The organism is Vannielia sp. ABF1_015, assembly GCF_056160745.1.
The window spans coordinates 580,210-593,490 of the sequence record NZ_JBSWXT010000001.1 but is presented as its reverse complement, the minus strand read 5'-3'; the positions used below and the strand labels follow the sequence as shown (position 1 = coordinate 593,490).

19 protein-coding genes and 1 tRNA gene are annotated in these 13,281 nt (G+C 61.6%); 12 read left to right on the top strand and 8 right to left on the bottom strand.

What is annotated here, in order from left to right; genetic code table 11:
• Positions 1-115: 115 nt before the first annotated feature.
• Positions 116-418, bottom strand: a complete 303-nt coding sequence (locus ACXAG6_RS03015; protein ID WP_475334881.1) for an Arc family DNA-binding protein — start codon at positions 416-418, stop codon at positions 116-118.
• 89 nt (positions 419-507) lie between these two features.
• On the opposite strand from ACXAG6_RS03015, the gene ACXAG6_RS03010 reads away from it, so the two are divergent.
• The 8 genes from ACXAG6_RS03010 (at position 508) to ACXAG6_RS02975 (ending at position 3,357) form a co-directional block, all read left to right on the top strand.
• Positions 508-660, top strand: coding sequence for an Arc family DNA-binding protein (locus ACXAG6_RS03010; protein WP_475334879.1), 153 nt, complete (start codon positions 508-510; stop codon positions 658-660).
• Between the two features lie 12 nt (positions 661-672).
• On the top strand, positions 673-933 hold the full coding sequence (locus ACXAG6_RS03005; RefSeq protein WP_475334878.1) for a hypothetical protein: 261 nt from the start codon (positions 673-675) through the stop codon (positions 931-933).
• A complete protein-coding gene (locus tag ACXAG6_RS03000) occupies positions 930-1,172 on the top strand; it encodes a hypothetical protein (protein WP_475334875.1) in 243 nt (80 codons plus the stop codon). The genes ACXAG6_RS03005 and ACXAG6_RS03000 overlap by 4 nt, the downstream gene beginning before the upstream one ends.
• Positions 1,169-1,366, top strand: coding sequence for a hypothetical protein (locus ACXAG6_RS02995; RefSeq protein WP_475334873.1), 198 nt, complete (start codon positions 1,169-1,171; stop codon positions 1,364-1,366). The genes ACXAG6_RS03000 and ACXAG6_RS02995 overlap by 4 nt, the downstream gene beginning before the upstream one ends.
• On the top strand, positions 1,363-1,554 hold the full coding sequence (locus ACXAG6_RS02990; protein ID WP_475334871.1) for a hypothetical protein: 192 nt from the start codon (positions 1,363-1,365) through the stop codon (positions 1,552-1,554). Before ACXAG6_RS02995 ends, ACXAG6_RS02990 begins: the two co-directional genes overlap by 4 nt.
• Positions 1,551-1,775: a hypothetical protein gene (locus tag ACXAG6_RS02985; RefSeq protein WP_475334868.1), complete on the top strand. Its 225-nt coding sequence runs from the start codon at positions 1,551-1,553 to the stop codon at positions 1,773-1,775. The genes ACXAG6_RS02990 and ACXAG6_RS02985 overlap by 4 nt, the downstream gene beginning before the upstream one ends.
• Positions 1,776-1,843: 68 nt before the next feature.
• A complete protein-coding gene (locus ACXAG6_RS02980; protein ID WP_475334866.1) occupies positions 1,844-2,332 on the top strand; it encodes a hypothetical protein in 489 nt (162 codons plus the stop codon).
• A gap of 758 nt (positions 2,333-3,090) precedes the next feature.
• Entirely contained in the window at positions 3,091-3,357 is a 267-nt protein-coding gene (locus ACXAG6_RS02975) for a hypothetical protein (protein WP_475334863.1), read from the top strand.
• A gap of 119 nt (positions 3,358-3,476) precedes the next feature.
• Here ACXAG6_RS02975 and ACXAG6_RS02970 read toward each other — a convergent pair whose 3' ends face one another.
• From ACXAG6_RS02970 to ACXAG6_RS02945, 6 genes are all read right to left on the bottom strand, one after another.
• On the bottom strand, positions 3,477-4,745 hold the full coding sequence (locus ACXAG6_RS02970; RefSeq protein ID WP_475334860.1) for a PAN domain-containing protein: 1,269 nt from the start codon (positions 4,743-4,745) through the stop codon (positions 3,477-3,479).
• A 181-nt stretch (positions 4,746-4,926) separates the two neighbouring features.
• Positions 4,927-5,082 (bottom strand): hypothetical protein, encoded by a 156-nt coding sequence (locus ACXAG6_RS02965; protein ID WP_475334859.1) that lies wholly within the window; start codon positions 5,080-5,082, stop codon positions 4,927-4,929.
• Positions 5,083-5,304: 222 nt separating this feature from the next.
• A tRNA-Thr gene (locus ACXAG6_RS02960) sits at positions 5,305-5,380 on the bottom strand.
• Between the two features lie 43 nt (positions 5,381-5,423).
• Positions 5,424-6,914, bottom strand: a complete 1,491-nt coding sequence (locus tag ACXAG6_RS02955) for a heme biosynthesis HemY N-terminal domain-containing protein (protein ID WP_475334857.1) — start codon at positions 6,912-6,914, stop codon at positions 5,424-5,426.
• 14 nt (positions 6,915-6,928) lie between these two features.
• Positions 6,929-8,386, bottom strand: coding sequence for a COG4223 family protein (locus ACXAG6_RS02950; protein ID WP_475334855.1), 1,458 nt, complete (start codon positions 8,384-8,386; stop codon positions 6,929-6,931).
• 46 nt (positions 8,387-8,432) lie between these two features.
• Positions 8,433-9,119 (bottom strand): uroporphyrinogen-III synthase, encoded by a 687-nt coding sequence (locus tag ACXAG6_RS02945; RefSeq protein WP_475334853.1) that lies wholly within the window; start codon positions 9,117-9,119, stop codon positions 8,433-8,435.
• Between the two features lie 75 nt (positions 9,120-9,194).
• Here ACXAG6_RS02945 and tsaD point away from each other — a divergent pair, with 75 nt between their 5' ends.
• Genes tsaD through ACXAG6_RS02925 form a run of 4 tightly spaced genes read left to right on the top strand, consistent with a single transcriptional unit; the run spans position 9,195 to position 12,119 of the window.
• Positions 9,195-10,286 carry a tRNA (adenosine(37)-N6)-threonylcarbamoyltransferase complex transferase subunit TsaD gene (gene tsaD / locus ACXAG6_RS02940; RefSeq protein WP_475334851.1) on the top strand — a complete coding sequence of 364 codons (1,092 nt, stop codon included), beginning with the start codon at positions 9,195-9,197 and terminating at the stop codon, positions 10,284-10,286.
• On the top strand, positions 10,283-11,251 hold the full coding sequence (locus ACXAG6_RS02935) for an NAD(P)H-dependent glycerol-3-phosphate dehydrogenase (protein ID WP_475334848.1): 969 nt from the start codon (positions 10,283-10,285) through the stop codon (positions 11,249-11,251). The genes tsaD and ACXAG6_RS02935 overlap by 4 nt, the downstream gene beginning before the upstream one ends.
• Positions 11,252-11,255: 4 nt before the next feature.
• Complete coding sequence (locus ACXAG6_RS02930; RefSeq protein WP_475334845.1) at positions 11,256-11,681, top strand: EVE domain-containing protein; 426 nt, start codon at positions 11,256-11,258, stop codon at positions 11,679-11,681.
• 42 nt (positions 11,682-11,723) lie between these two features.
• Positions 11,724-12,119, top strand: coding sequence for a DUF1761 domain-containing protein (locus ACXAG6_RS02925; RefSeq protein WP_475334842.1), 396 nt, complete (start codon positions 11,724-11,726; stop codon positions 12,117-12,119).
• A 3-nt stretch (positions 12,120-12,122) separates the two neighbouring features.
• On the opposite strand, the gene ACXAG6_RS02920 is transcribed toward ACXAG6_RS02925, so the two are convergent.
• The gene (locus ACXAG6_RS02920; protein WP_475334840.1) at positions 12,123-13,019 is read right to left on the bottom strand and encodes a serine hydrolase domain-containing protein; all 897 of its coding nucleotides are present in this window, start codon (positions 13,017-13,019) and stop codon (positions 12,123-12,125) included.
• Positions 13,020-13,281 lie beyond the last annotated feature (262 nt).

Genomic DNA, 13,281 nt, shown 5'->3' with positions numbered 1-13,281 from the left:
TAGAAGACGCATTGGCAACGGCTCGCGGCTTGCTCTTCCAAGGCTAAGCGCGTTTGAGTCCCTGAGTTATTTCAACCGCTCCCAAAGTCTCACTAGTGGGAAGCAAATAGGCGGCCTACTCCTCTTGATCCCTCACTGTGGTTAAAGTTCCAGAGGCCAGACCCTCAACAACCGTCTGAAGCCGAAGGCGCTGTTCCGGGTCGGTTTCTGCTTCGTAGTCGTCAAGGGTGCGGCGAATATCTTCTATGACTAAGTGCATTGTGTCCCTTGGCTCCGGATATGCGTGCTCAAGCGTTGCCACAATCTCAGAGTTCATCGAGCGACCATTCGCCTCTGCTGCGATCTTGATCCGATCCCGCATGCCTTCGGGCAGCCGTATGATGAACTTGTCTTGTGTCTGAGAAGGTGCTTTTGACATGCTGGCGAGTTGCCACTATATCGGCTCTTGACGCAATGGTGGCTAGTTGCCATATTTGCTGTATGGCACGTTGCCAGCATGGAGATGCCATGAGTGATAGAAAGCCGATGCAGCTACGACTACCCGCAGACCTGAAGGCGTGGATTGAAGCCGAAGCGAAGAAGAACGGCTCAAGTCAGAACTCCGAAGTGATCCGCGCACTGCGTGACCGCATGGAGCGGGCCAACACACAAACCAACTGAGAGAACACCAAGATGAACACTGAACAACGCGCCAGCGCGACAGATACCCGCTTGCCCAATGGCGTCAAAGAGCGCCTGGCACAGTTCGCCGCCTGGACCGGCGCCACGCCGCCCGCAAGTGTCACGGAAGACCAGGGCGATGGCCTGACCTTCTCGACCGAGCTTCTACAGTTCGCCGACCGCACCGGCCTATCGCTCGATTGGCTCTGGTTGGGTGCGCCTCGAAGCCTGATCCTCGGAGCGTTCCGTGCGGCGCAAGAGAGCCGGGCATGATTACAAAGCAGCACTTGGAGGAGGTCGATTACACGATTGGCCAGTTGATGAACCTGTCGGACGCCCTGGGCTTCGTAGGGTTCGAGCTTGCCGGGCTGAGCATTCCTGACAAAAGCGACAACGAACAGCGAAATGCGGCCTGCGGAGTAATCGAAAGCCTCCGCGATAAGGTCGCCGAACTCAACGTGAAGTACAGCGCTCTCTTTGATGCGCTGAACGAAAAGGAGGCCACTTCATGAACCCCGAGAGCGACTACTACGACATGCTGCAGGTCAAGGCTATGAACCTGCAAAACATGGTGACCGGCGCACTGGCCTGCCTCAGCGATGAGCAGGAGGATACCGCCAAGACCATCCTCTATCGCTGCGAGGAACTTGCTGGCGAACTGAACGCTGGCCTCGACTGCGTGAACCGAGTGGAGGTGGCGGCATGAGCCCACATACCAAACTCTGCGCCGCCATCGCGATCCTGCAGGATCACATCCTTGCGAAGGATACAGGCTGCAACGTCGAAATGATGTTTCCCCTTGGTCGTTTCGAAACCTCGTCGCTTGAACTTGCCGAGAACCTGCTCAGCGAGTTGGTCCCACACTTTGAGAACTTGGAGGAGGCCGCAACATGAGCGCCTTGGACAACAAGGCCTGCGTCATCGGCCATGAGGTCGCCTGCCTGATCAATGCCAGCGTTCACGCGCTGGAGAACGAGACGTCAGGCACCCCGCTGACCGCGAGGGGCATTGTTGGCACTCTCTTAGTGGCTCTGGCCAAGGTGGATGAACTGATAACGCTCGCGGAAGCACAACCGCCTCACAGCCCCCCTAACAAGCCTCCGGAGGTCCATTGAGCCCCAAGGCGACGGCCCAGCATTCATCGGGTCGTCGCCTCACCCATCCATTTCAGAAACCCTTTCCTATGAACGCGCATTACGACATCAACAGGCAGTGGTCCGACCGCTACATTCCCCAGATCAAGAGCATCGTCGGATCACACCTCCTCCAAGCCGCACCCGACCTTCTTGATCAGCGACAGGCCACTGACCTACTCATGCTGGACGCTCGCGACATGCGGATAGCGGCGAGAGTCCGGAGGCCGGGCTATGCTGAACGATACCCCCATGATTTTACCATCCGCTCCAAGCTCCCTTCTGGCGGTGAAACGGAGCTTTCCAAGATCATCAATGGGGCGGGTGATTGGATGTTTTACGGCCATGCCAGTGCTTCTGGTGTCGGTTTCGAAAAGTGGTGGTTGATCGACCTGCGTGCCTTTCGCGCGGCATTGGTGCGGCGAGGGGCCAACGGTCTACGATGGGGCAACAAGACGAACCCGGATGGCACGCGTTTTACGTGGTTCGACCTACGGAGCTTCCCAGTCCACCCCCCAATGGTGCTCGCATCATCCTGAGAAGCCGTGAAGCGCGCAATCAGCAACCGGGTTCCGTTTGGCACAGCCGACGGTGCGGTTAACGCTCTCACAGGGTGACGTTGAGGGTGGGTGCCACAATGAAAGCTTTCACTATGTCCGCTTGCATGACTGTCGCGCTTGGCGCGAACTTTGCTGAAAGTCGATCCCGAAACCGGCACGCAAATTCGCTGGACAAACGCTTCCGTTCTGAAGAACATTTTACCCTAACTTGGGCACATAAGGACATGAAACGGTGAGAAAAGTCTTGAAATCTACAGTCGCAACTGTGGCTGTAGTCGTCTCTGGGTGTGCAGCAACGCCATCAGAGGACTTGAATAAGGTGATCGCGAACTCATCCCCTCCATCAAAGGTGGTCCGCGTTAAGATAGTTGAGGTTGCTAGGACCCAGCTCTTGGATCCTTACTCCATCCGCGATGCGGGGATATCCAATGTTGGAACTTTCAGCTCGGGCCTTCGGGGCGTCTGTGTCCGAGGCAACGCCAAGAACGGTTTCGGTGGCTATACCGGGCGCGAGAACTTTGGCGTCTTGCTTCGCGGCGATGTGGTCGTGCAGGTTTATCCCAGCCACCCTTACTGTTCTCATCCCTCACTTCCATGGCACCGCTTCCAAGAACTAGAGGCGTTGAAGAACCTATAGGCGAGCAATCTTTTCATGGCCCTTGCGCAGGTCCCGGCACCCAACCGGATGGATTGGTTGATGCCCCACTCAAATAGCTCGAACAGATAAGGGGTACGATATGTTCTTCACGAAGTTAGGGCGCGTTGGCGCCTGGGTGGTATTCGTGTTGGCGGCTATCCGGCTTTTCATGGGATTCACGCTAGCGCTCACCGCCGACGATCCAGTTGCCGCTGCGAAGCTCTATCTTCGCACGGATACCACCGGCGAGGCCATCGACCAGGGCTTCTACTGGATAGGCATCGCCATCGCGCTTGGGGTGCTGACTGAGATCAGTCTAAGTGTTCGCTCGAAAGAGAAGGCGGAACCCTCGGACCGTGCTACCTAGGCGGGCCTCGTGAGAACGAACAGATCAGCCAGCCGACTCCTCCCTAGAAGATGAGACCGAGAAAACGGTGGCTACGGCGCGTGCGGTGGTTTCGGGGTGAGGCAATAGGTTGGCGGGAATCACTTTATAGCACTCACGATCCCAGGCGCAGCAGTCGGTTGCCCTACCTGTGACTTTGGCCAACACCAACTCAGTTCGGTCACGTAGGAAACCGCCCGGCAAGAGTTATCTACGTCACAAGCACGCAGACACGCGTCCAAGCTGATGCCGCGAATGCCGGAGGATGTCACATCTCCCCCTGGATAATCGGTCCCTTGGATCAGTCTCATACCGGTTGCACTAGGGTTGGCAACGCTCGCGGTTGAACAAGTCGTCACCATCTCCCGCAGCCGATTATCTTTAATCTGCATCTCGAACCCGAAGAAGCCGTACTCGCTGGGCAGCAGGATGCGCACCCCGAACGACTTAGCAGCAGCGATCCGATGTAAGCTGTCTGCCGGAATCTGAAACGCAACCTGGGCAAATCGCTCGCTGTCCTTCACGACTTGATAATCTGGAACAGTAAACCCGTCGCCATCAATCGCCAGCTCCATGCGACCATACATCGAAAGTTCGGGCTTATTCAGTGAAGCTAGGCCCACGAGCCCACGATCACCGCAGAGCAAGGTCATACTATTTTCGCCGTACAAACTGATATGACCGAGAAAGAGGGCAATCGAGCCGTTGGCGTTCCTGTATTCGGTCCACTCGTCGTAGACAGGTCCGGTGACCACCCGCCATTCCTCCAACTGCTTCCGGTCCACCCAGTCGATGCCGTCGAAAGGTGTCCGCGCCATCCGCTCGTAGAAAGCTGGGTCGGCGCGCTGCTGGCGCATGTACTCGGTAAGGACGGCGGACATCTCTTGTGCCACTGAAAGCGCCTCGGCGCCGCTCATGTCCGTGTCTGGGGCTGCAAAGCGGTGCACCCCAATCCGCCCCCGCTCGGCCAAGTATCGGTAGTCAGCGCCCAAGTACGATAGGACACAGGCGCTGGCGCAAGTCGCATCAGGCCGTTCGATTGATCCCACTTGCGCGGAAGTAATCTCTGGAAGTGAAGCAATCACGCGACCGATGGCCAAGCCCTCGATGAGGCTTCCGCCCGGCGAGTCCATCAGGAAGAGGATGTCGCGCATGCCCTCGAAGCTATGCTTGGCAAGAACCTCGGTTAGCTTCTCTGCATCGCCCGAAACGATAGGTCCACTCATAGTGACGTGGATCGTTGGCTCCCGGATCGGTCTAAGATCAAACGCCTCAACCTGGAATGTTGCGCTGTCAGAAGGAGACGCGGCGACAACAATCAAAAGTAGAGCGATTGGTAGTAGGTAGGCGATTGTTTGGCTCTTCAGCATCTGCGTACTCCGGCACTTCACGCAAAGAGTCTCATGATGCTGTTCAAGGGGCAATCCGCCTGCAGTAAGCAGGTAGTTGAGCGCTAGGCTGGGATGCGCCTACTTTTGCTTACTGGGGAAAATCGGCAGAGCGCGCTGGGCAGTAACCTGCTTCCATTGTTAGGCGACATATGCCGGAGCCTCAAAGCAGCGACCAGAACAGCCAGCCAACTCCCGCCCAGAAGGCGAGGCCAAAGATAGCCGCTGGCACGATCCACCACCCCGAGGGCCACTTGTCGGCCTCACTGGTGTCAGCCTCCTCCTCGTCCCGGAAGAAGCGCAAGCTCTGTAGGTACATGTCGTAGTCCCATTCCCTGGGGGCACTCTGGGCCACGAGTGAGCGGGGTTGCGAGACTTGGACCCGGAGAAGCTGGAGAGAAACTCAGAGCGCGGTCTTCTCTGCATCACACTACGGCCACGAATGACCATTCACCAGAACGCCAAAGGTGGGCAGGGGGGTGGATACACTCGGCGGCACTTCCGCTAAGCGATTGTATTTACTTCGTTACCTTTGGAAAACTGGTGCCGCTGAAGGGACTCGAACCCCCGACCCCATCATTACGAATGACGTGCTCTACCAGCTGAGCTACAGCGGCAACCGGCGCGGTCTATAGCGCGGACGCTTCGCGCGGGCCAGCCCTATTTTGCCTTCTCTTCCACCGGGGCCTCTTCTTCAGGCTCCACCGTCTCGGCGTCTTCCACCTCGCCCTCGTGCAAGACAAGCGGGGCCTCCTCCGGCTCTGGCTCAGGAGCGGGGCCAACAAGGAGGGGGAGCATTTCGACGCCGCCGGGCATGGTGACTTCAGCCTTGGGCGGCTCACGCCATGAGAGCGTGTCGAACGCGCCGCAATTGTCGCAGGTGGGCGACCATTGGCCGTGGATGTTCTGGCATTTCTCACAAACCCATGCGGGGCCACGCGGCGCTGTCAGGGCACGTGCCAGCCAAGCGCGAACCACGTGATCATCGCCTCCTTCGCCGCGCTCGACAGCGGCCATGATGGTAAGCGCCCGGGCATTGGCACCTTCCGCGCTGGCAAGCTGCGCAACCGCCTTGCGAGCCGCCGGAAAGTCCTCCGCGGCGAGGTTGAGCTCGGCCAGCAGCAGTTTGGTTTCCTCATTCTCAGGATGCGAACGCAGAAGCGGCTGAAAGCGCTTGAGCCGGGCTTCGGGGCTCTCGTCGGGCTGAATCGCGGCAAAGGCGGCAGCAAGATCGGGGTGCGGCTGGGCTTCCCACGCCTTCTTAATCACCCGGGTCGCATAGCGCGGTTTGTCTTGCTCGATGTAGCCATGGGCAGCCATGACGGCAGCGGGCACGAGATCGGGCGAAAGACGGTTGGCCTCGATCGCGGCTTCACGCGCTTCGATGCTGCCGCCTTCCTCAACCACATCCTTGGCTTCCGAGAGCGCCAGAACAGCATCACGGCGACGATGCACATCACGCGGCAGCGAGCCATGCTTCAGCTTGGCGCTCAGAGTCTTGCGGGCACCGGACCAATCAGAGTGGCCAGCCTGAAGCTGGAGCAGCGTATCCTGCACCTCTTCGTGGCCCGGCTTCATTGAAAAGGCCTTTTCGGCCAGTTTGAGGGCGGTGTCAGTGTCACCATCGGCGAGCTTTTGCTTCAGTAGGCCGCGTACCCCCACAAAGCGGGTGCGGTCATCGGTCAGCAGGGATTTATAGGCTTCTTCGGCCCGCTTCTTGTCGCCCACCTGCTCGGCGGCCTGCGCCGTCAGAAGGCGGGTGAGTTCGGGCTTGCCGAGGTAGCGCTCAGCCCGGTTGGCCTTGGTCAGGGCCAGTTGCCCCTCACCGGAAGCCAGCGCCATCATCCCGTCTGCCAAAGCCTCATAGCCGCGCTTTTCGCGGTGACGGTCAAAGTAACGGCTCATCGCGGTTTCATCGCCGTTGAGAAAGCGAACCACAGCCACCAGAAGGCCAGCGAGCTTGAGCAGCAGCCAGACCGCGAGCAGCAGAACGAGGGCGCAGATGATCGCAACCAATGGCGAGGGCGCAAATTCGATGGAGCCAACGCGCAGCAACACCGATGGGCCGTTTTCCATCACGAACCCCGCGCCAAGCGCGAGAGCCGCCACGATCACGACGAAAAAGAGAATCTTGAGAACCGACCAGAGCATGCGTCTGTTGTCTCCTAGTTACTTGTAAGCGTGGCAGACAGGGATCGGGCCCCGGTCACGGCATCGTTGCGACGGCTGGCTTGCGCGATCCACTGATCCATCGTGTTTTGGCCGCCCTCGGGCAGCGCTGCAAGCTCTTCGAGCGCGGTGGAAAGGTCGCCCCCATTCAGCGCCGCTTCAGCGCGGGAGAGCACGGCATCGGGGTCATCCCCCTCTTTGGGCTCAAGTGAGCGAGCGCCAACTTGCCGCGTGAGCCACGAGCCAAAACCGCCGCCCTCTTCCGAGGCTGTTTCTTCGCGCGATACCCGAAGCGCACCTCGGGCCGTGGCGGGGAAGCTGGCTTTCAGCGCATCCAGGGTCATCACACCCTCTTCGGCATGGGCGGCAAGCCCTCCGGGGATCTCCGCAGATGTGATGCGCGCAAGCGCCTCGGCATAGGGCGCGCCAGTGTCGAGGGCCTGTTGCACATCGAGCAACGCGCGTTGCTCTTCGGCGCGGGCGGCGGCGGCCGCGGCCTCTTCCTGCCGCGCGGCGGCCTGCGCCTCGGTTTCCTTCGCGGCCTCCAGCGCCGCATTCATCTCGCTCATCTGTTCGGCCACTTCCTTGCGAAGGGCCTCAACTTCTCGGCCATATGCAGCAAGGGCGGCCTGGCTTGCCGGGTCTGCCGAACCTTCCACCGGGGCCTTCTCCAGCGCCTCCATCCGCGCTGAAAGGGCAGCCAGTGCATCGGCCTGTGCTGCGATGGCGGCATCGGTTTCGCTGGTATCGGCGGTAACGGCTGGCGCGGCTTCAAGCTCCGCCACGCGAGCCTCCAGCGCGGCAAGATCCTCCGAAGACGCCTTTTCATTGAGCGCGGCCGTCGTTCCAGCGGCGCTTTCCTCTTGCTGGGTCAGCCGCGCGGTCAGGTCTGCGGAAGAGTTGTCACGCCCCCAGAGGGCCCATGCGGCGGCAAAGCCTATAAAGCCCGCGATGATTCCGCCAAAAAGCATGGGCATGACGCTGGCTTTTTGCGCGGCTGGTGGCGGAGCCGCTGCATGGGTCGGCGTGGCCTCAGGCTCCGGCGGTTCGGAAAGGTCGGGCACCTCATCCGTGGCTTCGGCTTCGGCTTCGGCTTCGGCTTCGAGGCTATCCGCGCCCTTTTCGGTGGGTCCAAGCTTCAACGGTTCAGCGATTTCTAGCGTTGCTTCGGGGTCGGCGGCATCACCACTGGGCGAATCCTCCGGCTCAACGGGTGTCAGAGCGTTCTCGTCAGCCTCGGCTTCAACCGGTTCGCCATCTTCATCGGCTGTCTCTTCGGTCGCGTCATCCTGCGAGGAGTCGGCCGACTCTTCGGCGTCTGCAGCGGTCTCAGGCTCATGATCCTTCTTCTGATCCGGGCCATCATCTTGCGCATCCGCACCGTTCACTTCGGCCTCGCTGCCCTCGTCTTCCGGCTTGTCGTCCGAACCCGCCACGTCAACTCCTCTCGTCATTTCGCTGCGCTGCCGCACAACACCCTAGCCTGCCACCCGCAGCGGCTCAACCAACCTCGCGCCTGACAGCATCCAGCATCGCCGCTGCGTCAGGGCGCTCCGCAACAACGGCATCTCCGGGCCATTCCTGAGCCACCGCACTACTCAACGCCACAACCCGAAGATTCGCACCAAGGTTTTTCACCTCTGCGGCCAAAAGACCTGCCGAGCGGGGCGAAAAGAGGGGCGCAACCATCGCCTCACCCCCCGAAAGTCGGGCTTTGACGGGCGGGGCCAGGGCGCGCGCGGGTTGGTCATAGATAACGATGCCATGGCAGGGGTGGCCCATTGAGGTGAGCCGTTCCGCAAGATCCACCCGCACATGCGCGCCATGCATATGCCAAAGCAACGGCACTGGCTGTTCCCGCGCAATCCTCTCGGGCAGACCGGCTGCCACCCCATTCCCGACACGCGTCTCAAACCCTGCCGAGGCGGCCGCCGTTGCAGTGCGATCTCCCACGCACCACGCCCTGCGCCCGCCGCCCGCCTGAAACGTTGCAAAAGCCTCAACCGCGCTCACCGATGTAAAAATCAGCGCATCATCCGAGCCGGGGAGTTCTTTGGGCGCAACCGGAACGATTTCGATCAGCGGATTAACAATGATCTCCACCTCGCCCAGCGCGCCACGCAGCGCCTCGGCAAACTCTGCCGCACCCCGTGCCGGGCGGGTGAGCAGGACGGGCAGGCGGTTCACAACGCAACCCGGGCGGGATAACAACGATCAGCCATCTGCGCGGGTCATGCCGCGCGACCCCTGAAAAGGCAAGACATGAGCGTGCTAACCGTCCTTGGCATCGAAAGCAGCTGCGACGACACCGCCGCAGCGGTCTTGCACTGGGACGGTGCCGCCCATGTGCTCTCCTCCGAGGTCTCCGGGCAAACAGACCTGCACGCAGCGTTCGGTGGCGTGGTGCCCGAAATTGCCGCCCGTGCCCACGCGGAGCGACTGGACCTGATGGTGGAGCTGGCATTGCAAAACGCGGGCGTGGCGTTGACAGAGCTGGATGCGATTGCCGTCACCGCCGGCCCGGGGCTGATCGGCGGGGTCGTCTCTGGCGTGATGTGCGCCAAGGGACTGGCAGCGGCAACCGGGCTTCCCCTCATCGGGGTCAATCACCTCGCAGGCCATGCGCTGACGCCGCGGCTGACAGATGGGCTGGCCTTCCCATACCTCATGCTGCTGGTTTCCGGAGGGCATTGCCAGTTTCTGATCGTGCACGGGCCAGAAAGCTTTGAACGGCTGGGCGGCACCATCGACGATGCGCCGGGCGAAGCCTTCGACAAATCCGCCCGCCTGCTTGGCCTGCCTCAACCGGGTGGCCCGGCCATCGAAAATGCCGCGCTGGAGGGGGACGAACAACGCTTCAGCCTGCCCCGCCCTCTGCTGCGCGAGCCGCATTGCGATATGTCCTTCTCCGGGCTCAAAACAGCGCTGCTACGCGCCCGTGACGAGGTGATGATCGGCGGCAACCAGCTGAAGCGGCAGGATGTGGCCGACCTTTCCGCCGGTTTTCAGGCAGCCGTGCGCGATGTGCTGGCCGCAAAGACAGCGCGGGCACTGGAGACCTACATGGCGCATTCTCCAGCCGCACCAGCGCTGGCGGTGGCCGGAGGCGTGGCCGCCAATCAGGCCCTCCGCGCGGCACTTCAGGATGTGGCCGCAAAGGTCGGCGCCCGGTTTACCGCACCGCCACTCAGCCTCTGCACCGACAACGCGGCAATGATCGGCTGGGCCGCAATCGAACGACTGCGCGCAGGTGGCTCTGCAGACGACCTCACCCTCTCGGCCCGCCCACGCTGGCCGCTTGACACAGCAGCCCTGCCAATGCTCGGCTCCGGCAAGAAAGGCGCAAAGGCATGAGCGATATTTCCGTCATAGGAGCAGGGGCCTTTGGCACCGCACTGGCCAGCCAACTCGCTGGCGAGGATGGCCCCACCGTGACCCTGTGGGCGCGCAACCCCGATCATGCCGCCGAGATTAGCGAGGCAAGGGAAAATAAGCGTCACCTGCCCGGCGTGCCCCTGCCCTCTGAACTTGCTGTGGTGCATGACAATGGCGCTTTCGCCGCGCCAATCCTCATCATGGCCACACCCATGCAAACCCTCGCCGGCCTCTTGGCCGAGCACCGCGAGCATATCGGCGAGGCCTGCGTTGTTGCGGCCTGCAAGGGTGTTGATCTTGAGCGTGGCAAGGGGCCGACCGGCATCATCGAAAGCGCCGCAAAAAGGGCGATTCCGGCCATTCTTACTGGCCCGTCCTTTGCCGTCGATATTGCCCAGGGCCTGCCCACCGCCCTCACCCTCGCCTGCGCCGACAAACGCACCGGCGAGATGCTGCAATCGGCGCTTTCCACCACCACCCTCCGGCTCTACCTGTCGACGGACCCGATCGGGGCGGAACTGGGTGGGGCGCTGAAGAATGTCATCGCCATCGCCTGCGGGGCCTGCATTGGTGCGGGCTTCGGTGAGAGCGCCCGCGCCGCCCTGATGACGCGTGGCTTTACCGAAATGGCCCGCCTTGCGGCTGCGCTGGGCGGCAAGCGCGACACGCTCTCCGGCCTCTCCGGCTTTGGCGATCTCGCGCTGACCTGCACATCCGACAAAAGCCGCAACTTCCGCCACGGCTTCGCGCTGGGCCGGGGCGAGGTTCCGCCGCCGGGCGTGACAACCGAGGGCATCGCCACCGCCGAGGCCACGCTGCGGCTCGCGCAGCGATACAAGCTCGACATGCCGATCACCGAGGCCGTTGCCGCGCTCACCTCCGGCACGCTCTCGGCGCCCGAGGCAATGGCCGTGCTGCTCTCCAGACCGCTGACGAAGGAATAATCTCATGGCCTATTGGCTCTTCAAATCCGAACCCTCCACATGGAGTTGGGATGATCAGATCGCCAAGGGCGACGCGGGCGAAGAGTGGGATGGCGTGCGCAACTATCAGGCGCGCAACATGATGCGGCAGATGAAGTTGGGCGACCTTGGGTTTTTCTACCACTCCCAGAAGGACAAGGAGATCGTCGGCGTGGTTGAAGTCTGCGCCGAGATTCACCCCGACAGCACCACAGATGACGCGCGCTGGGAGTGCGTCGACATCAAGGCGGTTGCGCCCATGCCCAATCCCGTGACTCTGGCGATGTGCAAGGAAGAGCCCGCGTTGAAAGACATGGTGTTGGTCAACAACACCCGCCTCTCCGTGCAGCCCGTCACCGAGGCAGAATGGGCGTACATCTGCAAGCTTGGCGGGTATTCCCACAAAGGTTGATGTGCCGCATACTCGCTGCTGACCGCAGAGGGAGGGGCCCCCATGGGCATGATCGCCGTACTTATCGCCGCTATAGCCGGATTCGCCGTTGGCGCGGTCTGGTACATGACGCTGTCCAAGCCTTGGCTAGCCGCCTCGGAGATTCCCGTGGATGAAACCGGCGCGCCTGCGGGCGGGTTCTCTCCGGTGCCCTTCATCATCTCCGGTGTGGCAATGCTCCTGGTTGCCGGGATGATGCGCCATATCCTCGTGATGTCGGGCATCGAAGGCGCGCTCAAATCCGCCCTCGTCGGCCTCGGCATCGGGCTCTTCATGATCACGCCCTGGGTGGCGATGAACTACGCCTACGCCCGCCGCAAACAGGAGCTGACGCTGCTGGATGGTGGCTATTCCGTGCTTGGCCCCACGGTCATCGGCCTTGTGCTCGGCCTGTTCTGAGCGTTAGCCCCCAAGGGCAATCCGCACCGCCTCCCACTCCGGCTCGGCTTCGCTTGCCCCGGTGCCAAAGGTCGCCACGCTCACCGGGCGGGCGACATCAGCAAAATGGTAGATGGCGCAATGGCTGAACGGCCCCGATCCCGAATGACCAACCACGCGGCCAGCGCCCTCAACGGCACCGGCCATCACACCCAGCCCATAGCCCGTTTCGCTCCATGGTCGGCCCTCGATGCCGCCGCCAAGCCGGTGCACAGGCTGCCCGCCGAGTTCCAACGCCAACACGCCCACCAGCCGTGCGGCATCTCTCGCTGATCCCATGAAGCACCGATGGTAGACCCACCCCGGGTCATATCCTGCCGCGCCCGGACTCTCCGCAAAATCGCCCGGCACCTCGGCCAGCCGCATGGTGGCAAGCGCCAGCGGCTCGGCGTAGTACCGCGCCGCCAAGCTGCCAATGTCACAGCCCGCCGCGGCTTCTACGGCTTCACGGGCCAGCATGTATCCGATGTTCGAATAGGCCCAGCCCTCACCTGGCGCGAACAGCGGTTCGCTGCCAACCTCCCGCATCAACCTCTCGCGTGACCACGGCCTATCGCCCCGAGCCACCGCATCGTGATAGGCACGCAACCCCCCGTAACACGGCACGCCGGCCCGGTGCTGAAGAAGCTGCCGTAACGTGTGAGGGCCGCCACATGGCGCCTCTAGATCAAGCGTGCCCTCCTGCGACAGACGAAGCGCACAGCCCGCAATGATTGTCTTGGAAAAGCTCCACCACGGCCAAACGCAGCATGCCTCGCCGCTTTGCCCCCCTTCTCCGTCGTCATGGATCCAAGCCGCGTCCAAACCGCCCCCGCAAACAAAATGGAGGGCCTCGACCCCCGAGACCCTCCATCTTCCCACGAGCTCCCAATCGCACCGCTCGTATCTGATATGTCCCGGGTCATCCTGACCCTTCGCTTGTGAATGAACCTACGCCAAGTGGCACCGCAAAGCAACCGTTCCGTTTAGAAAAATGTCTGTTTTACAGTAGGTTAGGGTATATGGCGCGTTAACCATAAGGGTCGCCTCAAAGCCACCACATTCACCGCTTTCCGGCCCCGGGCCAAACCTGCCAAGCGCCCGAAACAAAAGAGGGAACCGCTGTTGAGCGGCTCCCCCTATT